This window comes from Polaribacter gochangensis, assembly GCF_046224025.1.
Taxonomy (GTDB): Bacteria; Bacteroidota; Bacteroidia; order Flavobacteriales; family Flavobacteriaceae; genus Polaribacter; species Polaribacter gochangensis.
In genome coordinates this window covers 109057-133295 of record NZ_JBJXRF010000004.1, presented here as the reverse complement: position 1 = coordinate 133295, position 24239 = coordinate 109057, and the positions used below count along the sequence as shown (strand labels likewise).

Annotated in this window: 20 protein-coding genes and 5 tRNA genes; 21 read left to right on the top strand and 4 right to left on the bottom strand. The window is 32.2% G+C overall.

Annotated features, from left to right (window positions below):
- Positions 1–151: 151 nt before the first annotated feature.
- The 4 genes from ACEWL1_RS10935 to uvrA form a co-directional block, all read right to left on the bottom strand.
- Complete coding sequence (locus ACEWL1_RS10935) at positions 152–1861, bottom strand: tetratricopeptide repeat protein (RefSeq protein WP_409233337.1); 1710 nt, start codon at positions 1859–1861, stop codon at positions 152–154.
- Positions 1862–2171: 310 nt separating this feature from the next.
- Positions 2172–4973: an aminopeptidase gene (locus ACEWL1_RS10930; RefSeq protein WP_409233336.1), complete on the bottom strand. Its 2802-nt coding sequence runs from the start codon at positions 4971–4973 to the stop codon at positions 2172–2174.
- Between the two features lie 71 nt (positions 4974–5044).
- Complete coding sequence (locus tag ACEWL1_RS10925; protein WP_409233335.1) at positions 5045–5755, bottom strand: LOG family protein; 711 nt, start codon at positions 5753–5755, stop codon at positions 5045–5047.
- Between the two features lie 64 nt (positions 5756–5819).
- Complete coding sequence (gene uvrA, locus ACEWL1_RS10920; RefSeq protein ID WP_409233334.1) at positions 5820–8642, bottom strand: excinuclease ABC subunit UvrA; 2823 nt, start codon at positions 8640–8642, stop codon at positions 5820–5822.
- A 110-nt stretch (positions 8643–8752) separates the two neighbouring features.
- Here uvrA and ACEWL1_RS10915 point away from each other — a divergent pair, with 110 nt between their 5' ends.
- From ACEWL1_RS10915 to rpoB, 21 genes are all read left to right on the top strand, one after another.
- Positions 8753–8980 carry a PspC domain-containing protein gene (locus ACEWL1_RS10915; protein WP_409233333.1) on the top strand — a complete coding sequence of 76 codons (228 nt, stop codon included), beginning with the start codon at positions 8753–8755 and terminating at the stop codon, positions 8978–8980.
- A gap of 6 nt (positions 8981–8986) precedes the next feature.
- Positions 8987–9889, top strand: a complete 903-nt coding sequence (locus ACEWL1_RS10910; RefSeq protein WP_409233332.1) for an SDR family oxidoreductase — start codon at positions 8987–8989, stop codon at positions 9887–9889.
- A gap of 86 nt (positions 9890–9975) precedes the next feature.
- Positions 9976–11652 carry an alanine/glycine:cation symporter family protein gene (locus tag ACEWL1_RS10905; RefSeq protein ID WP_409233331.1) on the top strand — a complete coding sequence of 559 codons (1677 nt, stop codon included), beginning with the start codon at positions 9976–9978 and terminating at the stop codon, positions 11650–11652.
- An 11-nt stretch (positions 11653–11663) separates the two neighbouring features.
- Positions 11664–12542 (top strand): ComEA family DNA-binding protein, encoded by an 879-nt coding sequence (locus tag ACEWL1_RS10900; RefSeq protein ID WP_409233330.1) that lies wholly within the window; start codon positions 11664–11666, stop codon positions 12540–12542.
- Between the two features lie 28 nt (positions 12543–12570).
- On the top strand, positions 12571–13737 hold the full coding sequence (locus ACEWL1_RS10895) for an acyl-CoA dehydrogenase family protein (protein WP_409233329.1): 1167 nt from the start codon (positions 12571–12573) through the stop codon (positions 13735–13737).
- A 209-nt stretch (positions 13738–13946) separates the two neighbouring features.
- Positions 13947–14144, top strand: coding sequence for a 30S ribosomal protein S21 (rpsU, locus tag ACEWL1_RS10890; protein ID WP_347173836.1), 198 nt, complete (start codon positions 13947–13949; stop codon positions 14142–14144).
- A gap of 114 nt (positions 14145–14258) precedes the next feature.
- Positions 14259–15143, top strand: a complete 885-nt coding sequence (locus ACEWL1_RS10885) for a tyrosine-type recombinase/integrase (protein WP_409233328.1) — start codon at positions 14259–14261, stop codon at positions 15141–15143.
- Between the two features lie 6 nt (positions 15144–15149).
- Complete coding sequence (gene hpf, locus ACEWL1_RS10880; protein ID WP_409233327.1) at positions 15150–15458, top strand: ribosome hibernation-promoting factor, HPF/YfiA family; 309 nt, start codon at positions 15150–15152, stop codon at positions 15456–15458.
- A 96-nt stretch (positions 15459–15554) separates the two neighbouring features.
- A tRNA-Thr gene (locus ACEWL1_RS10875) sits at positions 15555–15628 on the top strand.
- A gap of 32 nt (positions 15629–15660) precedes the next feature.
- Positions 15661–15742 (top strand) — tRNA-Tyr (locus tag ACEWL1_RS10870).
- Positions 15743–15784: 42 nt separating this feature from the next.
- A tRNA-Gly gene (locus ACEWL1_RS10865) sits at positions 15785–15857 on the top strand.
- A gap of 12 nt (positions 15858–15869) precedes the next feature.
- Positions 15870–15942: transfer RNA gene (locus ACEWL1_RS10860), tRNA-Thr, on the top strand.
- A gap of 63 nt (positions 15943–16005) precedes the next feature.
- Positions 16006–17190 (top strand): elongation factor Tu, encoded by a 1185-nt coding sequence (gene tuf / locus ACEWL1_RS10855; RefSeq protein ID WP_409233326.1) that lies wholly within the window; start codon positions 16006–16008, stop codon positions 17188–17190.
- A gap of 65 nt (positions 17191–17255) precedes the next feature.
- Positions 17256–17328 (top strand) — tRNA-Trp (locus ACEWL1_RS10850).
- A 15-nt stretch (positions 17329–17343) separates the two neighbouring features.
- Complete coding sequence (gene secE / locus ACEWL1_RS10845) at positions 17344–17532, top strand: preprotein translocase subunit SecE (RefSeq protein WP_409233325.1); 189 nt, start codon at positions 17344–17346, stop codon at positions 17530–17532.
- A gap of 2 nt (positions 17533–17534) precedes the next feature.
- The gene (gene nusG / locus ACEWL1_RS10840; protein WP_409233324.1) at positions 17535–18086 is read left to right on the top strand and encodes a transcription termination/antitermination protein NusG; all 552 of its coding nucleotides are present in this window, start codon (positions 17535–17537) and stop codon (positions 18084–18086) included.
- A 70-nt stretch (positions 18087–18156) separates the two neighbouring features.
- Complete coding sequence (gene rplK, locus ACEWL1_RS10835; protein ID WP_409233323.1) at positions 18157–18594, top strand: 50S ribosomal protein L11; 438 nt, start codon at positions 18157–18159, stop codon at positions 18592–18594.
- 21 nt (positions 18595–18615) lie between these two features.
- Positions 18616–19305 (top strand): 50S ribosomal protein L1, encoded by a 690-nt coding sequence (gene rplA / locus ACEWL1_RS10830; protein WP_409233322.1) that lies wholly within the window; start codon positions 18616–18618, stop codon positions 19303–19305.
- Positions 19306–19316: 11 nt separating this feature from the next.
- Positions 19317–19832, top strand: coding sequence for a 50S ribosomal protein L10 (gene rplJ / locus ACEWL1_RS10825; RefSeq protein ID WP_409233321.1), 516 nt, complete (start codon positions 19317–19319; stop codon positions 19830–19832).
- Between the two features lie 50 nt (positions 19833–19882).
- Positions 19883–20257, top strand: coding sequence for a 50S ribosomal protein L7/L12 (gene rplL, locus ACEWL1_RS10820; protein WP_409233320.1), 375 nt, complete (start codon positions 19883–19885; stop codon positions 20255–20257).
- 124 nt (positions 20258–20381) lie between these two features.
- Positions 20382–24197 carry a DNA-directed RNA polymerase subunit beta gene (gene rpoB / locus ACEWL1_RS10815; RefSeq protein ID WP_409233319.1) on the top strand — a complete coding sequence of 1272 codons (3816 nt, stop codon included), beginning with the start codon at positions 20382–20384 and terminating at the stop codon, positions 24195–24197.
- The last annotated feature ends 42 nt before the right edge of the window (positions 24198–24239 follow it).

Here is a 24239-nt window from a genome sequence, read left to right as displayed (position 1 = left end):
AAAAATATTTTGTTTTGTTGATGATATCATAATAAAACACGGAATTATGAATCTTTTACTGAGGATAATGCAATTGTTAACGCCAGTCGTGAATTTAGTAATTATCACAATTAAAATTCAATAGGTTTGTTCGTGAGTGTAAATTTATTACTTACCCAAATTCTTGGAGAAGTTTCTCTAAACTTTTTTCTGTATGCTTGTTTAGTTTTTTTCGAATACGATGTTTTGTTACACGAATTGTATTTGTAGATACCCCTAGGATTAGCGCCATTTCGCTATTGGTTAACTGAAGTTTTTCTAAGCATAAACAACGAATTTCGGCTTGACTTATATCTGGGTAGGCCGCTGTAAATGAGGAGATAAAATTAGGGTAAACTTTTTTAAAAGTACTTTGAAATTTACTCCAATCATTCTGAGTTAAAATATTTTTAGTTTTTAGATCAGAAAGTATGTTTGCACTATTTTTAGAAACTTTGTCTTTTTTTAACTCTGTAATTAACCTGTTGTCCTCACGTATTTTTATTGTTAGATTTTTTAACTGACTTTCAGCCTTTTCTAATTCTTTTTGTGTTTTATCTAAAGCCAGTTCTTTAATTTCTTGTTTTTTTAAAAGGTACTGATTTCGAAACCAAAAAGAGAACATACTAACTATTAGTAAGAGTGCAATGATAATGATGATAAAATTACGTTGAGTGATTTTTAATTTACTTTCTGTTTTTAATTTTCCAACTTCTAATTCACGTTCTTTCGCTTCAACTTTTTGATTGGCTCTCAATAATTTTATACCACTGTATTTTTCATTGTAGGCGTTTATTGCAATCATTGTAGAATCTAAATATGCTGTGCTAAGCACCAACTGATTGTTTGCAGCATACCATTTGCTAATTATTGGATATAATTTATGAAGGCGATCTGTTTGCTTAGATAGTTTGATGTACTTTCTAGCTTCATCAATTTTTTGTTTAGCTTCTGTGAATTTATGTTGCTTTAAATAGATATCTGCAAGAGGTGTTGCAGATCCTGAAGCAAGACCATAATCTTCATTTTTTAAGGCTTCTTTAATGTCTTTCTTAAATAAGGGAATTGCTTTTTCAAAATTTCCTTCCAAATAATAATTATATCCTAAATTACCTGAAGCTATACCTATCCAAGCTGTATTTTTATGTGGGGAAGTATCATTGATCACTTTAAAGAAGTAGGTTTTAGCAAGTTCAAATTCTCCTAATTTTTGATAACACAATCCAACGGTATTTTGTGCTCCAAGAATCTCCGTAGCGTTAAATGCTGTTTTTTTTATGTTGCTTGATTTTATAAAATAAGTAAGTGCATTTGTGTAGTCTTCGAAGTGATAATAAGAACGACCAATAAAATTTAAATGACTAGCCATATTAGGAAAACTCTCAGGCTCCATTTTATCTAAAATTTTAGCAGACTGTAACAACCATTCAAAGGCAGTTTCATAATCTTTAAAAGACCAATAATGTGTAGCAATAACTTGTATTGCGCGCTCTTCTATATGATAAACTTTGTATGTATTACCTTTTTGGGCAATATCAATTAGGTTTTGAATTAGTTCTAGTCTTTTATCTCCGTAAAAAAACCAATTAGCGTATGCACGTAACAATTCTGCTTCTAGAGCAAGCTCTTGATCATTATTTGCTAAAGCCCATTGCTCCATTTCTTGAGTGTAGGTTTTAATATATAAAGAATCTTGTTTGTTTTTGTTTATGGTATTTCTATACAGTACATCTATAGCTTCAATCTTATCTTTATAAGGTTTGTGAAGCATTTCTTTGTACTGTGCAAAGGATGTTACACAGCCAAATAATAAAAAGAATCCTATTAGTTTTAGTTTCATCATTAGGGAAATATAAATCGAATATACTTAATAATTTATTGGAATTATGAGGAAGAATAGGTATTGGATGATGAAACTTACAGTGGTTTTTTAATAACCGTTTGTCTATTAATTCTTTAGGTATTTTTTTAAAATGAAAAATAAATAAAGAAAATTTTAAGTGTATGTGTATTTTTGATGTGAAAGCAAAAAGACTGCCTTTTAGGCAGTTTTTTTTAAACAAAGTTTAGTTTTTATAAATTTAAAATTTAACAAATGCTTTGTGGTATGTTATAGTTTTGGCAACAAAACGTTACAAAATAATTTCTGATGATTATAAAAAACCTCTTCTGAAGAAGTTGTAAATAGCTGATGGTCTGGCGGTTAGCACGAAACGAATTTTGCTCGAATATGCTTCTTGATTTATTTCCCAACCATTATTTGAGTACATCGGAAAATAAACTTCTAAAATGTTGTGGATAAAGTTAAATCGTATTCCGTTCTCGTACCCAAAATATGTGTCTTGCCCTTTGTTCTTTAAAAAAGCAACATCGGTATAATATTCTACCCATTTCCAAAGTCCGATACTAGAATTAAAAGAAACCATAAACTGATTTGCATAACGTGTTGGCAACACAGATTTAAAACCACCATCATTGATAATAACTTGTTGACTAAAAATCCCAGAACTTTCTGATCTTCCAAAATAATTTTGTTCAAACAAATAATCTGACGGACGATCTAATCCGAAGCTAAAATAATTTCCAGTAGTTTTATTATTTAAAAAGAATCCACCAAAAAATCTAAAATCTAATTGCCTGTTTGCTGCGGTTAGTTTTCTGTATCTAATATCGGTAGAAAGTTTTGTGAAGTTCGAAGAAATATCGGTATTTATTTTGTAGGAAATCCCTTCAATAATATTTGGTTTAGAATAAAGGTATTTTACGTTTAAAACATTGTACACATCTTGCTCTCTAACAGGAACGTTAGGGGCCGTTTCTTTATGAATATTAACATATTTAAAGGTTAAAGCGCTTCCGCCAACATCACGTAAACTTTTTCGTTTAAAAAGAACAGAAACGTACGGAGTAAAAATACCGTAAGATAATTTTGGTGCGTAATGAAAATTGCTTGCAGAAACTCCATAAACAACTTGCCTAATTTTAGATTTCTCGAAATACTGATTGTACATTACAGAAGCTAAACCTGTTACAGATTGACTTTTTGTTGCGTAAGATGGCACTAGTTTAAAAACAAAATTTCTTGGAATTACTGGTTTGTTGTGCAGTTTTAATCCAAGTGTAATTCCGTCATAATAATTGTAACTTAATTCGGGTTGATAATACAATTGATTGTAATACGGGTCTTCAATATCCTTGATTAATTTTAATTGTATCGGTTTGTCTAAAAGACTTTTTTCTACATTTTTCCAATTATCTAAGGTGTTGTATTCTGGATATAATTGCTCGTAATTAAGAGAAATTTTATCAAAATCTCCTTTTGCAATGGTTACTGTTTTTGTAGAATCGATTCCGGTAAACCATTTTTGAAACTTTATTTCTTTGTTTTTTACGCCATATAAAGCAACCGGAGCCGTAATGTTCCTTTTATTTTTAATGTCAATTTTTAAAGAATCATTTGCTGTTTCAATTTTTTTTATGGTGTAATCAATTTTTTTATTGGTATTGATATAATCGCCAAAAAACCATGTTAAATCTTTATCGGTTTTTGATGAAATGATGTTGTTAAAATCTGCACTTTTACTGATTTTTAAAAGATGTGTTTTGTAATATTCTTTAAAACTTTGTTTGACAACAGAATCGCCAACATATCCTTTTAAATATTGTAAACCTAAGCCAGCTTTGTATTTGTTGGCTATTTTCCTGTTAAAATTTGATAAAGAATCTGCTCTTGTTGTTAATGCCTGATCTAAAAATTGACGCGCACTAAATTGATATACAAATGGATATTTATCATTAAAATTTAGTTTAGAAAAATTGAAACTTCTAATTCCCCAAATTTTAGAAACTGTTCCTAAAAGCTTTACATCTGGATAATACGTATTTACATATTCAATCATTAAATAAGTCTGAATTCCGTCTATTAACCAATAGTCTGTTCTTCTGTTTAAAAGCAACGTGTTTTCTATATATTTTCTCGAAATCGCTTTAAAAAAAGTAATGTCTCTATCAAATACATCAGAAAATGGACTTAAAAATTTAGGCAATTGATTTAAACCATAAATGGGATTATTATTTTGAGAAATTTCGTCTATTAAAATTTCTTTATGAGGATATTCACCTAAATAATTTTCTAGAAAATAAATCTCTCTATTAAAAATATCAGAAGCTAGTTTTTTGTTGATTCCTTTAAAAGGAATATCGGTTATAACATCAATATCATCAGTTTTGTAAGTCGTAAAATTATTTTTTTTATCAATGCTTACAATTATATCGGTTTTGTTTTTTCCAGATAAATTATACACCGAATTTGATGCTTTTTTTTGTGACAAATTACTCGTAACAAAAGTGTTTTTTGCTACTTTTAAATCAATGTTGTAATTGGTAATGTCTATAAATAAATCATCGATATTTAAATTGCTCATTAAATGCCAATCAGTAGTAAAAACAGCAGGAGTTAAATACCAGTAACGCAAATGATACCCTGTTTTTGTTTTTCCGTAACCAGTAAATTTTGCATTGGGAATTTTAACTGTATACGAAGCTTTTATTACAACAGAATCTGCAGGGTTTAAAAGGTCGTTTAATTTTATTTTGATAATATCTACGGCATTTTTTTCTGTAGTAAATTGTACCGATTTGTAATTTACCGTTAGATTTAAAATCTTGCTAAATCCGCGTTCATTCTCTTTTGCAAAATAGAGCGATTTATCATAATCTTCAATAAATCGATCTGTTAATGGGGTATTTTTGTCTTTAAAACTATTTGCCCAATTATGAAGATAAATTTCGCCTAAAGCTTGTTTAGAATTATTGTAATAAACAAGCTCTTGCTGAATTTTTAATACATCATTTTTTTCATCTAAAATCGCATTAATTCGAATCGAATTTGTTTGTGCGCAAATCCGATTCACAAATAATAAAAGAAAAAATGCAAAGACTTGTTTTAGTTTCAAGGCGAAATTAATTTTTAATAAAGGGTACAAGTTATTAATGAAAAAATTTCAAAAAAAGTATGTAGCTATTTTTAGAAATTTGGTTTTAGGCTGTATTTTGCGTAAAACTTATTTAAGTGATCTATTGCTTCATCTGCAGTATCAACAACTCTAAATAAATTTAAATCTTCAGTACTAATATTACCTTCCGCAATTAATGTGTTTTTTATCCAATCTAACAATCCGCCCCAAAAAGCTTTACCCACTAAAACGATAGGAAAACGGCCAATTTTTTTAGTTTGAATTAAGGTAATTGCTTCAAACAATTCATCCATGGTTCCAAATCCTCCAGGCATAACTATAAATCCTTGAGAATATTTTACAAACATTACTTTACGAACAAAGAAATAATCGAATTCTAAGTTTTTATCGCTATCTATCCAAGGATTAAAATGTTGCTCAAAAGGCAATTCTATATTTAATCCAACCGAAGTTCCTTTTCCTCTGTGCGCACCTTTATTACCAGCTTCCATTATTCCTGGTCCGCCACCTGTAATAACTCCGTAACCATTTTGAGTTAATTTAAAAGCCACTTCTTCTGCTAATTTATAAAACTTGTCTTCTGGTTTTGTTCTTGCAGATCCAAAAATTGAAACACAAGGTCCAATTTTACTTAATTTTTCATATCCTGCAACAAATTCTGACATGATTTTAAAAATTGCCCAAGAATCGTTTGACTTTATTTCATTCCACGTTTTTTGTCCTAACTTCTCTCTAATTAATTTCTCTTCCTTCGGATCCATAATCTCTATTTTTAAATGATTCTAATATAATTTTTCTTGCCAAATTACTTTTTTGGCAAACGTGCTAAGATACTTCTTTTTTCAAAAACTTAGCTGTATAACTTGTTTTATGTTTTGCAACTTCTTCTGGCGTTCCATAACATACAACTTCTCCACCTTTTTTTCCTCCTTCCATACCAATATCAATGATGTAATCTGCTAATTTTACAACATCTAAATTGTGCTCAATAATTAAAACAGTATTTCCTTTATCTGCTAATTTATTTAATACATCCATTAATACCCTGATGTCTTCAAAATGCAAACCGGTGGTTGGTTCGTCTAAAATATAAAAAGTATTCCCAGTGTCTCTTTTAGATAATTCTGATGCTAATTTTATACGTTGTGCCTCTCCACCAGAAAGCGTTGTAGATTGTTGCCCTAATGTTATATAGCCTAAACCAACATCTTTGATGGTTTTAATTTTACGGTAGATTTTAGGAACTTTTTCAAAAAAAACAACAGCATCATCAATGGTCATTTCTAAAATATCTGAAATCGATTTTCCTTTGTAACGAATTTCTAAGGTTTCTCTGTTGAAACGTTTTCCTTGACAGGTTTCACATTCTACATGAACGTCTGGTAAAAAATTCATTTCAATAACTCGAACTCCGCCACCTTGACACGTTTCACATCTTCCGCCAGTTACATTAAAAGAAAATCTTCCTGGTTTATAACCGCGAATTGCAGCTTCTGGTGTGCGTGCAAATAAACTTCTGATTTCACCAAAAACACCTGTGTATGTTGCAGGATTTGAACGTGGAGTTCTCCCTATTGGAGATTGATCTATGTCAATAACTTTATCTACATGTTCTAACCCTTTGATGCTTTTGTACGGCATTGGTTTTTTTACGCCACGATAAATATGTGCGTTTAAAATGGGGTACAACGTTTCGTTGATTAAGGTTGATTTTCCGCTTCCAGAAACTCCAGTAACGCAAATCATTTTTCCCAAAGGAAACTCTACCGAAACATTTTTTAAATTATTTCCGGTTGCACCTTTTAATTGAATTTTTTTCCCGTTTCCTTTTCTTCTTTTGGTAGGAACCGCAATTTCTTTTTTACCTGTGATATAATCGGCAGTTAAGGTATCGTGTTTTTTTAATTCCTCAAAAGTTCCTTTGCTGACAATTTCTCCGCCATGTCTTCCAGCTCCCGGGCCAATATCAAATACAAAATCAGCAGCTTCAATCATGTCTTTGTCGTGTTCTACAACCAACACCGAATTTCCAATGTCTCTTAATTTGATTAAAGAATCGATTAGTTTTTGATTGTCTCTTTGATGCAAACCAATGCTTGGTTCATCTAAAATATACAACACGCCAACTAGTTGAGAACCGATTTGTGTTGCCAATCTGATACGTTGCGCTTCTCCGCCAGACAAGGATTTTGAAGTTCTGTCTAAGTTTAAATAATCTAAACCAACATCTAGTAAAAACTGAATTCGAGTTCTGATTTCTTTTAAAATTTCTTCAGCAATTGTTAACTGCCTTTTAGAGATTTTCTTATCGAGTTTGTCAAACCAACGTGCCAATTCTGTGATGTCCATTTTGGCTAAATCGCTAATGTTTTTATCGAGTATTTTAAAATACAAGGCTTCTTTTTTTAGGCGATTTCCGTTGCATGTAGAACACGAAACTTCGTCCATAAAATCTTTTGCCCATCTTTTTATAGAAGTAGATTCGCTGTTTTTATATTGACTGTTGATAAATGAAATAATGCCTTCAAAATCAATTTCATAATTTCTAGTTACGCCAACAGATTTTGATTCTATATTAAATTTTTCGTTTCCACCATTTAAAATAATATCGATTGCTTCTTTAGGAATTTTACTAATCGGATTATTTAATTTAAAATTGTAGCGTTCTGCAATTAGTTGCAATTGTTTAAAAATCCAACTATTTTTTTGTTCTCCTAAAGGAATAATTCCGCCATTTTTTATAGAAATGGTTTCATCTGGAATTACTTTTTTTAAATTTACTTCATTGGTAATTCCCAATCCGTTACATGATTGACAAGCCCCTTTTGGTGAGTTGAATGAAAATGTATTTGGCTCAGGGTTTGGGTATGCAATTCCGGTTGTAGGACACATTAAATCTCTACTAAAATATCTTGGTTGATTGGTTTCTAAATCAATCACCATTAAAATATTATTACCAGTATACAAAGCCGTTTTAATCGTTTCTTCTAGTCTTTTTTCTACAGAATTGTTTACAACAATTCTATCAATTACAACTTCAATATCGTGCGTTTTATATCTGTCTAAACGCATTCCTTTTGTGATTTCTATAATTTCTCCATCAACACGAACTTTTACAAAACCTTGTTTAGAAATTTGCTGAAATAATTCTCTGTAATGTCCTTTTCTAGCTTTTACAAGGGGTGCTAAAACAGCGATTTTTTTATCTTGAAAATCGGTAAGAATTAATTCTTTGATTTTTTCATCCGAATAACTCACCATTTTTTCATCCGTATTATAAGAATACGCATCGGCAGCTCTGGCAAAAAGCAATCTTAAAAAATCATAAATTTCTGTGATGGTACCAACAGTAGAACGCGGACTTTTGTTGGTGGTTTTTTGTTCAATAGAAATCACAGGAGAAAGGCCGTCAATTTTATCAACATCTGGTCGTTCTAATCCGCCCAAAAACTGTCTTGCGTATGCAGAAAACGTTTCAATATATCTTCGTTGTCCTTCGGCATAAATAGTATCAAAAGCCAATGATGATTTTCCACTTCCACTTAAACCAGTAATGACAACTAATTTTTCGCGCGGTATCTTAACATCAATATTTTTTAAATTGTGTACTCTAGCGCCAAAAACTTCTATGTATTCTTGTTGTTTCAAACTGGGAATTTTTAGGAAAAAGGCAAAGTTACACAAACCAATTTATTTTTTACTAAAAAGCGAAGAGCAATTCATCTATATATATTATCTTGCGTACACAATATTTTTCCATGAGTTTTATACATGCTGTTAGACATTATTTTGAGCGTCACGGATTTGCAGTTTCTACTAGGTTAGCAGATCGGTTAGGTATGCGAACTTTGAATGTGAGATTGTTCTTTGTTTATATTTCTTTTGTAACCATTGGATTATCTTTTGGTTTGTATTTAACTTTAGCTTTTTTGTTAAAACTAAAAGATATGATTTATACGAAGCGAAGTTCTGTTTTTGATTTATAAAAATTAATGAAAACAAAAATAATAATTACAGGAAGCAACGGGTTGTTAGGTCAAAATTTAATTGATTTATTTCAAAAGGATAAAACCCGTTATGAAATTTTTGGATTTTCTAGAGGAGAAAATAGAAGTGGAAGAGCCGATTTTGAATATCATAATATAGATATTACAAACAAACAATTGTTAGTAGAAAAAACAAAGCAAATCAATCCAAAATTTATTATCAATACCGCAGCAATGACAAATGTTGATGCTTGTGAAAACGATAAAATTGGTTGTTATGATTTAAACGTAAGTGTTGTTCAATATCTAGCAGCTATTTGTTCAGAAATAAATGCACATTTGATTCATATTTCTACAGATTTTATTTTTGATGGGAAAAAAGGAAATTATACAGAAGATGCTGTTCCAAATCCGTTAAGTTATTACGGAGAAACCAAATTGCTTTCTGAAGCGGTTTTACAAAAATCAACCATAAATTACACTATTTTAAGAACCATTTTAGTGTACGGTTTGGTAAATGACATGAGCAGAAGTAATATTGTACTTTGGGTGAAAGAATCCCTAGAAAAAAAGAAAGAAATTACCATAGTTAATGATCAGTTTAGAACACCAACCTATGTAGAAGATTTAGCTTTGGCATGTAAAATTTCAATCGATAAAAAAGCAACAGGAATTTTTAATATTTCTAGCAATCAATTGTTAAGTGTTTATGAAATTGCACAAGAAATTGCAGAAGTTTTTCAATTAGATAAAACGTTGATAAAACCAATTTCTACCGGCACTTTAAATCAGACTGCAGCAAGACCTCCAAAAACAGGATTTGATTTAACTAAAACAAACCGTGAATTGAAATTCTTCCCAAAATCTTTTAAAGAAGATTTACAAAGATTTAAGGATAAAATAATATAATGTTCATTTTTAACGTCTAAAAATTGTTAAAAGTTCATTTTTTTTATGATATTGCGCCTACAAATCAATTAAATTAAATATTTCTCATGAAGAAAAAACTTCTTTCACTACTATTTTTAGTAGTACCAGTATTTACATTTGCCCAAGAAAAAGGTATAGATGAAAAAATTAATGATGCTTTTATGCCAATTGCAACTTGGTGGGAAGGCTTTATCTTAACTACAGTACCGATTGGAGAGTTTAATGTCCCTTTTGTGGTACTTTTATTAGTCGGTGGAGCAACATTTTTCACTATTTATTTTAAAGTGCCAGGTGTTACTCGCTTTCATACTGCAATTAATACAGTAAGAGGTAAGTATGTTGACATTGAAAAACACGGTGTTGATAAATTGTATAACAATGACGAAGCCTTAGCAGAAGAAGATATTTTAGATACTATACGTGACGAGAGCGCTCATGGAGAAGTTTCTCACTTTCAGGCATTGGCAACAGCAGTTTCAGGAACCGTTGGTTTAGGAAATATTGCGGGAGTTGCAGTAGCAATTGCATTAGGTGGCCCTGGAGCTACTTTTTGGATGATTGTTTGTGGTTTGATTGGAATGTCAACAAAATTTGTAGAATGTACTTTAGGTGTTAAATATAGAGACGTAGGAGATGATGGTACGATTTATGGCGGACCTATGTATTATTTATCGAAAGGACTAAAAGAACGAGGATTTAAAAATTTAGGAAAAGTATTAGGTGTTTTATTTGCAATTTTGTGTGTGGGTGCTTCTTTTGGAGGTGGAAATGCATTTCAGTCAAATCAAGCAACTGTACAGTTATCTTCTTTAATGGGACTTCAAGGAGGTTCTTCTGGATTTATTATTGGAGTTGTATTGGCAATTTTAGTAGGTATAGTTATTATTGGAGGTATAAAGCGAATAGCTAAAATCACCGAAAAAATTGTGCCGTTTATGGCAGGAATTTATATCATTGCTTCATTAATTATTATATTATCACACGCGTCTTATATTGATGATGCATTTACATTGATAATAGACGGAGCCTTTACACCGATGGCTGGTCTTGGAGGAATAGTTGGGGTTATTATTGTTGGTTTTCAACGTGCTGCTTTTTCAAATGAAGCAGGAGCAGGTTCAGCAGCAATTGCGCATTCAGCTGTTAGAACAAAATACCCAGCATCTGAGGGTGTTGTAGCACTTTTAGAGCCGTTTATTGATACCGTTGTAATTTGTACAATGACTGCCTTAGTAATTATATTCTTTAACATTGATGGGACAAACATGCAAAGTATATTTCAGTATGGAGCAGCAGGAGATTCGTCTAGTAGTGTTTTATTAAATGCAGATGGGAGTTCAATTGGAGGTGTAGACTTAACGTCTATGGCTTTTGATGCGGTTATTCCGGGATTCTCTTATATACTAACAATTGCAATTGTATTGTTTGCTTTTTCAACTATGATTTCTTGGTCTTATTATGGATTGCAATCATGGAAATTCTTGTTTGGAAGAGGTAAAACTGCAGATATAGTTTATAAAATATTATTCTTATTGTTTATTGTTATTGGAGCTGCAGCTACTTTAGATGCGGTAATAAAATTCTCTGATGCAATGATTTTAGCATTGGTATTCCCAAATATGATCGGATTGCTATTTTTATTTCCAAAAGTAAGAGAAGAAATGAAAAAATATGTTGGAGCGATCACAATTAAAAAAGAAGCGATTGAAGATGGTGCAATAGATGTTAATGAGCATATGTAAAAACATAAAAAATGTTTAAAAAAAGACCCCATTTCTGGTACAATAAAAGCCAACGGAATGGGGTTTTCTTTTTATTATTGACAATTGTTTTTCTTCAAATAACCATTTCTTTAGTAGATTTTTCTACCAATAATCAGCCTTTTAATAAAAATGAATCAATTGCATTAAATGCAAAAATAAATTCTTTGAAAAAAATTGAGATTGAGAAAAGAAAACCAAAAATATATCCATTCAATCCAAATTATATTACAGATTTTAAAGGCGCTCAATTAGGAATGTCTCTTCAAGAAATTGATCGATTACTTGCCTTTAGAGGAACCAATAAGTTTATTAATTCTGCGAGTCAGTTTCAGAAAATTACACAAGTTTCTGATAGTTTATTAGATGAGATTTCTCCTTATTTTAAATTTCCAAAATGGGTGGTTAAGGAAAATCAACAGAAAACAAGGGGTTCAAAAATTAACCGAAATGGTACTAAAGCAAAACGAAGTACTTCGGATTTAAATTTTGCTACTATTAAAGATTTTCAAACAATAAATGGAGTCAATGAATATGTTGCTCGACGTATTGTGAAATATAGAGAAAAACTTGGCGGTTTTACTTTTGAAAATCAATTAGAGGAAGTTTGGAAACTGGACACTGAAATTGTGCAAAGAATTTTAATTATTTTTAAAATTGTTAAAGCACCCATCATCAACAAAATAAATATAAATACTGCTACATTTAAACAAGTGCTTTCTAATCCATATATAGATTATGAATTGTGCAAAAAAATCTTTGAGTTTAGAGATGAAGTTGCTGAATTACAATCTATTGAAGAATTAAAAAATATTGAAGGTTTTCCTTTAGATAAATATGATAGAATAATTCTATATTTGGAAGCTAAATAAACAAACAACTAAAATAGCAAACAGTACTATGAATAACATGTACTTTACAGAAGAACACGAGGTTTTTAGAAAAAGTTTTCGTGATTTTTTACAAAAAGAAGTGACTCCGCATATTGATAAATGGGAAAAATCTGGAACAATAGAGCGCTTTATTTGGAAAAAATTTGGCGAAATGGGGTATTTCGGATTAAACTCTCCAGAAGAATATGGAGGATTGGATTTAGATATTTTTTATACCGTTATTTTCTTAGAAGAATTACAAAAAATTAATTCAGGCGGATTTGCGGCTGCAATGTGGGCACATGCATATTTAGCAATGACGCACGTTACAAAAGAAGGTGACGACAGAATTAAAAACGAATATTTAACACCAAGCATTAATGGTGATAAAATAGGTTGCTTGTGTATTTCAGAACCATTTGGTGGAAGTGATGTTGCAGGAATGAGAACTACAGCTATTAAAAAAGGAGATTCGTATGTAATTAATGGATCTAAAACTTTTATTACAAACGGAATTTATTCAGATTACCTAGTGGTAGCAGCAAAAACAAATCCAGAGGATAAGCATAAAGGAATGAGTATTTTTATTATGGATAGAAATACGCCAGGGATTTCATCAACCAAATTAGATAAGTTAGGTTGGAGAGCTTCGGATACAGCAGAAATTGCTTTTGATAATGTGGTAATTCCGTCAGAAAATTTAATGGGCGAAGAAGGAAAAGGATTTCCTTATATCATGCAGCATTTTGCTTTAGAGCGTCTGGTAATGGCAATTAATGCACATGCTAGAGCAGAATATGCGGTAGCATATGCAATTCAATATATGAGTGAGCGTCAGGCTTTTGGGCAAACGTTGGATAAATTTCAAGCATTACGCCATAAAATAGCAGAAATGGCGAGTGAAGTAGAAATGTGTAAAGAGTTTAATTATTCGATCGCAAAAAGATTGAACGATGGAACCTATGTTGTAAAAGAAGCAAGCATGGCAAAGATGTTGTCAACTAAAATGGCAGATGCTGTAATCTATGATGCTTTACAAATGTTGGGCGGTTATGGTTATATGGAGGATTATCCGATGGCTCGTTTGCTACGCGATAGCAGATTAGGTCCAATTGGTGGTGGAACTTCAGAAATCTTAAAAGAGATAATTGCTAAGATGATTATCGACAAGAAAGATTATAAGCCAGCAACCTAATTAGATTGCTAGATGTTTAGATTGTTAGATTATTAGATAGATTTTTTTTATAATCGATAATTAACTGATTATTGATAAATGGTAATTGAAGAACTTTGCAACTCAATAAATAATCAATCTTTTTTTGTTGACTATTAAAAAAACCTTTGTACTTTTGCAATCCATTAAAAAAACAAATAGATAGAACAAATGAAAGGAGGTGCCAATATATGTTAATTATACCAGTTAAAGAAGGAGAGAATATCGATAGAGCTTTAAAGCGTTTCAAGAGAAAATTTGATCGTACGAAGACAATGAAGAACTTGCGTAACAGAAAACATTTTACAAAACCTTCTGTTGCTAAGAGAGCTCAAAACATCAAAGCATCTTATGTTCAAAGATTAAGAACTCAAGAAGAAGTAGGTTAGTTATAATCTATTTTTACAATATAAAAATCCTGTTTATTCAACAGGATTTTTTCTGTTTTATACTTTTTGCTACTTTATATATATGTAAATTTGAAAACATCAACAATGTAAAAAATGATCGCTGCTTTTTTAGAGTATTTGGTTTTAGAGAGGAAGTATTCTGTACACACTGTTACAGCTTATAAAAATGATATCAGTTCGTTTTTTGAGTTTTGTAACAAAGAATATGAAACTGAAAACTTAAAAGATATAAATTACAGTCAAATAAGGTCTTGGATTGTAAAATTGGTTGATGAAGGAATTTCGAACAACTCGGTAAACAGAAAAATTAGTTCTTTAAAATCGTTTTATAAATTTTTGCAAAAAACAGGACAAAAGAAATCGAATCCGTTAGCGAAACACAAATCGCTTAAAGTTGCAAAAAAAGTGCAAGTTCCGTTTACATCAAAAGAGATAAATGAGGTGTTAAATGATTTAGAAACCGGAACTGATTTTAAATCGTTAAGAGATAAATTAATAGTGGAGCTTTTTTATTCTACCGGAATGAGAAGGGCTGAGTTGATACATTTAAAATTAACATCGATAAGTTTTCAATCAAAAACAATAAAAGTATTAGGTAAAAGAAATAAAGAAAGATTAATTCCTTTAATTCCTTCTGTATTAAAAACAATAGAAGAATATTTAATTTTGAGAAAAGAATTTGCAATAGATACAAATTTTCTATTTGTCACAGAAAAAGGAAATAAAGTTTACGAAACACTTGTTTATAGAGTTATAAATAATTACTTTAGTAATGTGTCAACGAAAGTAAAAAAGAGCCCGCATATATTAAGACATTCATTTGCGACTCATTTGCTAAATCAAGGGGCAGATTTAAACTCGGTTAAAGAATTGTTAGGGCATTCTAGTCTAGCTTCAACTCAAGTTTATACACATAATAGTTTAGAGAAGATAAAACAAGTGTACAACCAGGCTCATCCAAGGAGTCATAAAAAGTAAAATAATATGAAAGTATTTATCCAGTCAGTTAATTTCAATGCAGATTCAGGTTTATTAAAATATGTAGAAGACAAAGTGCAAGGTTTGGCTAAATTTCATGATAAAATTATCGATGCAGAAGTCTTTTTAAAGGTACAAAACACAAGTGATAAGGAAAATAAAATTTCGGAGGTTAAAATCAATATTCCGGGTAGTGAATTGATTGTAAAAAAAGAAGCAAAAACTTTTGAAGAAGGAATAAGTACGGGTGTAGATTCGTTAAAAAGACAACTTAAAAAGTCGAAAGAAAAATTAAGAGGTTCAATGTCAATTTAAAAATTAAAAAAATAGGTAAAAAAAGTTTTAGAAATAAAAAAAACTTTATACATTTGCAGTCCGTTAGAAATAGCGGATTGTTTTTTTATGCAATAAGCCGATGTAGCTCAGCTGGCTAGAGCAGCTGATTTGTAATCAGCAGGTCGGGGGTTCGAGTCCCTTCATCGGCTCAAAAAAAAACAAAAACGTTCATTGAGACAATGGTGAGATACTCAAGTGGCCAACGAGGGCGGACTGTAAATCCGCTGACTACGTCTTCGCAGGTTCGAATCCTGCTCTCACCACTGATAGTTTTTCAATTGAAAAACAAAGGTTAAAAATAGAATGCGAAAGTAGCTCAGTTGGTAGAGCGTCAGCCTTCCAAGCTGAATGTCGCCGGTTCGAACCCGGTCTTTCGCTCTAATTTTTTAAGCCGGTGTAGCTCAGTTGGTAGAGCGCATCCTTGGTAGGGATGAGGTCACGGGTTCAACTCCCGTCGCTGGCTCAAATAAAAGTAGAATAAAATAAACACTAAATATATTTAACTAAGAATTAAAAATTAATAATCATGGCAAAAGGAACTTTTGATCGTTCAAAACCACACTTAAACATTGGTACTATTGGACACGTAGATCACGGTAAAACAACTTTAACTGCTGCTATTACAAAAGTACTAGCTGATGCAGGTTTTTCAGAAGCAAGATCATTTGATCAAATTGATAACGCTCCAGAAGAAAAAGAAAGAGGAATTACAATTAATACATCTCACGTAGAGTATCAAACAGCTAATCGTCACTACGCTCACGTTGACTGTCCTGGTCACGCGGATTACGTAAAGAACATGGTAACTGGTGCTGCACAAATGGATGGAGCTATTTTAGTAGTAGCTGCAACTGATGGACCAATGCCACAAACAAGAGAGCATATCTTATTAGGTCGTCAGGTAGGAATTCCTAGAATTGTTGTATTTATGAATAAAGTAGATATGGTTGATGATGAGGAGTTGTTAGAATTAGTAGACATGGAAATTAGAGATTTACTTTCTTTCTATGAATATGATGGTGATAACGGGCCTGTTGTAGCTGGATCTGCATTAGGTGCATTGAATGGTGAGCAAAAATGGGTTGATTCTGTTTTAGAATTGATGGCAGCTTGTGATTCTTGGATTGAAGAGCCGTTAAGAGAAGTAGATAAAGATTTCTTAATGCCAATTGAAGATGTATTTTCAATTACTGGTCGTGGAACTGTAGCTACAGGTCGTATCGAAACTGGTATTGCAAACACAGGAGATCCTGTTGAAATCATCGGTATGGGAGCTGGAAAATTAACTTCTACTATTACTGGTATTGAAATGTTCCGTCAAATCTTAGATAGAGGTGAGGCTGGAGATAATGCAGGTATCTTATTAAGAGGTATTGATAAAGAGCAAATCAAAAGAGGAATGGTAATCTGTAAGCCAGGTTCTGTAACTCCACACGATAAATTCAAAGCTGAGGTTTATATCCTTAAGAAAGAAGAAGGTGGACGTCATACTCCATTCCATAACAACTATCGTCCACAGTTCTACGTTAGAACTACAGATGTAACAGGAACTATTACTTTACCAACTGGAGTAGAAATGGTTATGCCAGGTGACAACTTAACAATTACTGTTGAATTACACTCTACAATTGCAATGAATGTAGGTTTGCGTTTTGCAATCCGTGAAGGAGGTAGAACAGTAGGTGCTGGTCAGGTAACTGAAATTCTTTAATAAGAATTCATTTAATAACATTTCAAGGTGCTTCTCAATATAATTTGGGTTAGCACCTTGTGTTTACGGGCGTAGCTCAGTTGGTAGAGCACTGGTCTCCAAAACCAGGTGTCGGGAGTTCGAGTCTCTCCGCCCGTGCAAATAACTAATAATATGATAAAATATATCAAAGAATCGTTTGAAGAATTAAATAACCATGTAACTTGGTTACCTAGAGAGGAGGCGCAAAAATCAACTGTTGTTGTTGCTGTGTTTACGATAATTTTTGCATTAGCAGTTTTCGCTGTTGATTACGTTTTTCAATTAGGTTTAGATAACTTTTTTACCATGTTTAATAATTAATTATGGCTGATTCAGTTAAAAAGTGGTACGTAGTTAGAGCAATTGGAGGTCAAGAGAATAAGGTTAAGGCTTATATCGAAACTGAAATTGCACGATTAGGTTTGTCTGATTATGTTGATCAGGTTTTAGTACCAAAAGAAAAAGTTATACAAATTAGAGATGGAAAAAAAATTCACAAAGAAAGAGTTTATTTTCCAGGTTATATAATGGTAGAAGCCAATTTAGCAGGAGAAGTTCCTCACGTAATTAAATCGGTAACAGGTGTTATTGGTTTTTTAGGTGAAACGAAAGGTGGTTCTCCGGTACCATTAAGAAAATCAGAAGTAAATAGAATGTTAGGTAAAGTTGATGAACTTTCTGTTCAGGATGATAATGTGGCTATACCTTATGTTATTGGAGAAACAGTAAAAGTTGTTGATGGTCCATTTAATGGATTCGACGGTACTGTAGAAAAGATCAACGAAGAAAAAAGAAAGCTTGAGGTTATGGTTAAAATCTTTGGACGTAAAACTCCATTAGAGTTAAGCTATATGCAAGTAGATAAAATATCATAATTGTTACACAAATAGAAATTGATTTTTAATCGCTTCCACGGTTCAAAAATCTTAAACTAAAGTTTAAAAAATGGCAAAAGAAGTAAGTAAGGTTGTTAAATTACAAGTGCGCGGAGGATCAGCAAATCCTTCTCCACCAGTTGGACCTGCTTTAGGTGCTGCCGGAGTTAACATCATGGAGTTCTGTAAGCAATTTAATGCTAGAACTCAAGACAAACAAGGAAAAGTTTTACCAGTAGCAATTACTGTGTTTAAAGACAAATCTTTTGACTTTGTTGTTAAAACTCCACCAGCTGCAGTACAATTATTAGAAGCAGCAAAAATTAAAAAAGGTTCTGGAGAGCCTAACCGTAAGAAAGTAGCAAAAGTTTCTTGGGATCAAATTAAAGTTATTGCAGAAGACAAAATGGTAGATTTAAATGCATTTACAGTAGAGTCGGCAATGAAAATGATTGCAGGTACAGCTCGTTCTATGGGATTAACAGTAACAGGAAACGCTCCAGCTTAAATTTAATAACGGTTATTCAAAATGGCAAAATTAACAAAAAAGCGAAAAGAAGCAAGCGCAAAATTAGATAGTACGAAATCTTATTCTGTAAGTGAAGCTTCAGCTTTAATAAAAGAAATAACAAATGTAAAATTTGATGCATCTGTAGATTTAGCAATTCGTTTAGGAGTAGATCCTCGTAAAGCAAATCAAATGGTTCGTGGTGTTGTAACATTACCTCACGGAACTGGTAAAGATGTAAAAGTTTTAGCATTAGTTACTCCAGATAAAGAAGCAGAAGCTACAGAAGCGGGTGCAGATTATGTTGGATTAGACGAGTACCTTCAAAAAATTAAAGGAGGATGGACAGATGTTGATGTAATTATTACTATGCCAAGTGTTATGGGAAAATTAGGTCCTTTAGGTCGTGTTTTAGGACCAAGAGGTTTAATGCCTAACCCAAAGACAGGTACAGTAACAATGGATGTTGCTAAAGCTGTTGCAGATGTAAAAGCGGGTAAAATTGACTTTAAAGTTGATAAAACTGGTATTGTACACGCAGCAATTGGTAAAACATCATTCGACGCTGATAAAATTGCAGATAATGCAAATGAATTAATACAAACAATTGTTAAATTGAAACCTACTACAGCAAAAGGAACCTACATTAAAAGTGTATTCATGTCTAGTACAATGAGCCCTAGTGTTGCAGTTGAAGTAAAAGCAGTTTAATCTTAGAAATTATGACAAGAGAAGAAAAATCACAAGTAATCCAAGATTTAACAGCTAAGCTAGCAGATACTAATATTATCTATTTAGCAGATATTTCAGGTTTAGACGCTTTAGCTACTTCTAATTTAAGAAGAGCATGTTTTAAAGCAAACGTAAAACTAGCAGTTGTTAAAAACACATTGCTTTCAAAAGCAATGGAAGCATCTGATAAAGATTTCGGAGAGTTACCAAATGTATTAAAAGGAAATACTTCTATTATGATTGCTGAAGCATCTAATGCACCAGCAAAAGTAATTAAAGAGTTCAGAAAAAAATCAGACAAGCCTTTATTAAAAGGTGCTTTTGTTGAAGAGTCTATTTATGTTGGAGATGACCAACTAGATACACTAGTTAACATTAAGTCTAAAGAAGAACTTATTGGAGAAATTATTACCTTATTACAATCACCAGCTAAAAATGTTATTTCTGCATTGCAGTCAAGTGGTCAAAAACTTTCTGGTATTCTTACAACATTATCAGAGAAATAAGTACGCGCACTAATAAACTATAATAAATAAAATTAAAAAAAACAATTAAAATGGCAGATTTAAAAGATTTCGCAGAGCAATTAGTTAACTTAACAGTAAAAGAAGTTAATGATTTAGCTACTATTTTAAAAGACGAATATGGTATCGAGCCTGCAGCAGCAGCTGTAGTAGCTGGACCAGCAGCAGGTGGTGCTGATGGTGGAGCTGAAGAGCAAACTGAATTCGACGTAATCTTAACAGCAGCAGGTGGTTCTAAACTAGCAGTTGTAAAATTAGTTAAGGAATTAACTGGATTAGGATTAAAAGAAGCTAAAGGTATCGTTGATAGTGCACCAGCACCAATCAAAGAAGGTATCTCTAAAGACGAAGCTGAAGGGCTTAAAGCATCTTTAGAAGAAGCAGGAGCTGAGGTTGAGCTTAAATAAGCTTTAATAGCTTAAACAAACTTAGGTTTAGGTCTGTAGAACAAGCGTTCTTAGACCTAAACCATTTTGTGTATATATTCGTTTTATATTTTATTATCGATTTTAATCAAAAAAAATTTCTCTTTTGACAACGAAAAACACTACTGAAAGAATAAACTTCGCGTCAGCAAAATTGGGAACTGATTATCCAGACTTTTTGGATATTCAAGTAAAATCATTCCAAGATTTTTTCCAATTACAAACAAAAGCTGAAGAGCGTGGTGAAGAAGGTTTGTATAAAACTTTCATGGATAATTTTCCAATTACAGATACACGTAATAATTTTGTGTTAGAATTCTTAGACTACTTTGTAGATCCACCAAGATATAGCATTCAAGAATGTATCGAAAGAGGTTTAACACATAGTGTTCCTCTTAAGGCGCGTTTAAAATTATACTGTACAGATCCAGAACACGAAGATTTCGAAACTATTGTACAAGATGTTTATTTAGGAACAATTCCTTATATGACAAACTCTGGTACGTTCGTAATCAATGGAGCAGAAAGAGTTGTAGTTTCTCAATTACACAGATCTCCAGGTGTATTCTTCGGACAATCATTCCACGCAAACGGAACCAAGTTATACTCTGCAAGAGTAATTCCTTTTAAAGGATCTTGGATAGAATTTGCAACTGATATCAATCAAGTAATGTATGCTTATATTGATAGAAAGAAAAAATTACCAGTAACAACATTATTTAGAGCAATCGGTTTCGAAAGAGATAAAGATATTCTAGAAATTTTTGATTTAGCAGAAGAGGTTAAAGTTTCTAAAGCTGGATTGAAAAAAGTTCTTGGACGTAAATTAGCGGCTAGAGTTTTAAAAACTTGGCACGAAGATTTCGTTGATGAAGATACTGGAGAAGTAGTGTCAATAGAAAGAAATGAAATTATCTTTGATAGAGATACTATCATAGAGAAAGATCATATCGATGAGATTATAGAATCGGGTGTAAAAACAGTGTTATTACACAAAGAAGATAATCAAATGGGCGATTATGCTATTATTCATAATACGCTTCAAAAAGATCCAACAAACTCAGAAAAAGAGGCTGTTGAACATATTTACAGACAATTACGTAATGCTGAGCCGCCAGATGAGGAAACAGCAAGAGGTATTATCGATAAATTATTCTTTTCTGAACAACGTTACAATTTAGGTGAAGTTGGTCGTTTTAGAATGAATACAAAACTTCAGTTAGACGAGCCAATTGATCAAAAAGTATTGACAAAAAATGATATTATTACCATCATTAAATACTTAATTGAATTGATCAACTCTAAAGCAGAAGTAGATGATATTGATCACTTATCTAACCGTCGTGTTAGAACTGTAGGAGAGCAATTAGCTGGTCAGTTTGGTGTAGGTTTAGCTCGTATGGCTCGTACAATTCGTGAAAGAATGAATGTACGTGACAACGAAGTATTTACTCCAATTGATTTGATTAATGCTAAAACATTATCATCAGTAATTAACTCATTTTTCGGTACCAACCAGTTATCTCAATTTATGGATCAAACAAATCCATTAGCAGAGATTACACATAAGCGTCGTTTATCGGCTTTAGGACCTGGAGGTTTATCTAGAGAAAGAGCAGGATTCGAGGTGCGTGATGTTCACTATACACATTACGGTAGACTGTGTCCGATTGAAACTCCTGAAGGGCCGAATATTGGATTAATCTCTTCTTTAGCAGTATTTGCAAAAGTAAACAACTTAGGATTTATTGAAACTCCGTATGTAAAAGTTGCTGAAGGAAATGTAGATGCGAATAAAGAGCATATCTATTTAAGTGCAGAGGAAGAAGAAGGCATGAAGTTTGCGCAATCTAATGTAGAAGTTGATGCAAAAAGAAATATTGTTGGAGACAGAGTTATTTCACGTGAAGGTGGTGATTTCCCTGTAGTTACTCCAAATGAAATCGATTATATGGACGTTGCTCCAAATCAGATTGCTTCTATTTCTGCGTCATTAATTCCATTTTTAGAGCATGATGATGCGAATAGAGCTTTGATGGGATCAAACATGATGCGTCAAGCAGTTCCATTATTAAGACCAGAATCTCCAATTGTTGGAACTGGTTTAGAGCGTAGAGTTGCAAAAGATTCTAGAATCTTAATCAATGCAGAAGGAGCAGGAGTTGTAGAATATGTAGATGCTAATAAAATTACAATTAAGTACGATAGAACAGAAGAAGAAAGAATGGTAAGTTTCGATTCTGATGAAATATCGTACAACTTAATTAAATTTAGAAAAACCAATCAAGGTACTTGTATCAACTTAAAACCGATTGTTAAAAAAGGAGATAGAGTTACAGAAGGACAAGTTCTTTGTGAAGGTTATGCCACACAAAAAGGAGAATTAGCTCTAGGAAGAAATATGAAAGTAGCCTTTATGCCTTGGAAAGGGTATAACTTTGAGGATGCAATTGTAATTTCTGAAAAAGTAGTTCGTGAAGATATTTTTACATCAATTCATATTGATGAGTATTCTTTAGATGTTAGAGATACAAAATTAGGAACTGAAGAGTTAACGAATGATATTCCTAATGTTTCTGAGGAAGCTACAAAAGATCTTGATGAACACGGAATGATTCGTATTGGAGCAGAAGTAAATCCTGGTGATATTTTAATCGGGAAAATTACTCCAAAAGGAGAATCAGATCCAACTCCAGAAGAAAAATTATTACGTGCTATTTTTGGTGATAAAGCAGGCGATGTAAAAGATGCATCTTTAAAAGCTTCTCCATCATTAAGAGGTGTAGTAATTGATAAAAAATTATTCAGAAGAGCAGTTAAAGATAAAACAAAGAGAGCAAGAGATAAAGAAGCAATTATAGCTTTAGAATCTTCTTTTGTTACTAAGTTTGAAGTTTTAAAAGATCAATTAGTTGAAAAGCTTTTTGCATTGATTAGCGGAAAAACTTCTCAAGGTGTATTTAATGATTTAGGCGAAGAAGTACTTCCAAAAGGAAAGAAATTTACCCTAAAAATGTTAAATTCTGTAGAAGATTATACGCATTTAACACAAGGATCTTGGACAACTGATAAAGGTTTAAACAAATCTGTAGGTGAATTAGTTCACAACTATAAAATTAAAGTAAACGACTTACAAGGTAATTTACGTCGTGAGAAGTTTACCATTTCTGTAGGAGATGAATTACCAGCCGGAATTTTAAAACTTGCTAAAGTTTACATTGCTAAAAAACGTAAACTAAAAGTAGGTGATAAAATGGCAGGACGTCATGGAAATAAAGGTATTGTTGCTCGTATTGTTAGAGCAGAAGACATGCCTTTCTTAGAAGACGGAACTCCAGTTGATATCGTATTAAATCCATTAGGTGTACCATCTCGTATGAACATTGGTCAGATTTATGAAACTGTTCTTGGTTGGGCAGGTCAAAAATTAGGAACTAAATATGCAACACCAATCTTTGATGGTGCCTCTTTAGATCAAATCAACGGAATTACAGATGAAGCTGGTGTACCAAGATTTGGACATACTTATTTATATGATGGAGGAACAGGAAAACGTTTCGATCAACCAGCAACAGTTGGGATCATTTATATGATTAAGTTAGGACACATGATTGAAGATAAAATGCACGCGCGTTCTATTGGTCCGTATTCATTAATTACACAACAACCATTAGGAGGTAAAGCTCAATTTGGAGGTCAGCGTTTTGGAGAGATGGAAGTTTGGGCATTAGAAGCATACGGTGCATCTAGTATCTTAAGAGAAATCTTAACAGTAAAATCTGATGATGTGTTAGGTAGAGCTAAAACATACGAAAGTATTGTGAAAGGTGAAGAAATGCCAGAACCTGGATTACCAGAATCATTTAACGTATTAATGCACGAACTGAAAGGTTTAGGATTAAACGTTCAATTAGAAGAATAACAAACAGTGAAATGTCATCAAGTCTTTTTAAGGCTTGATGAC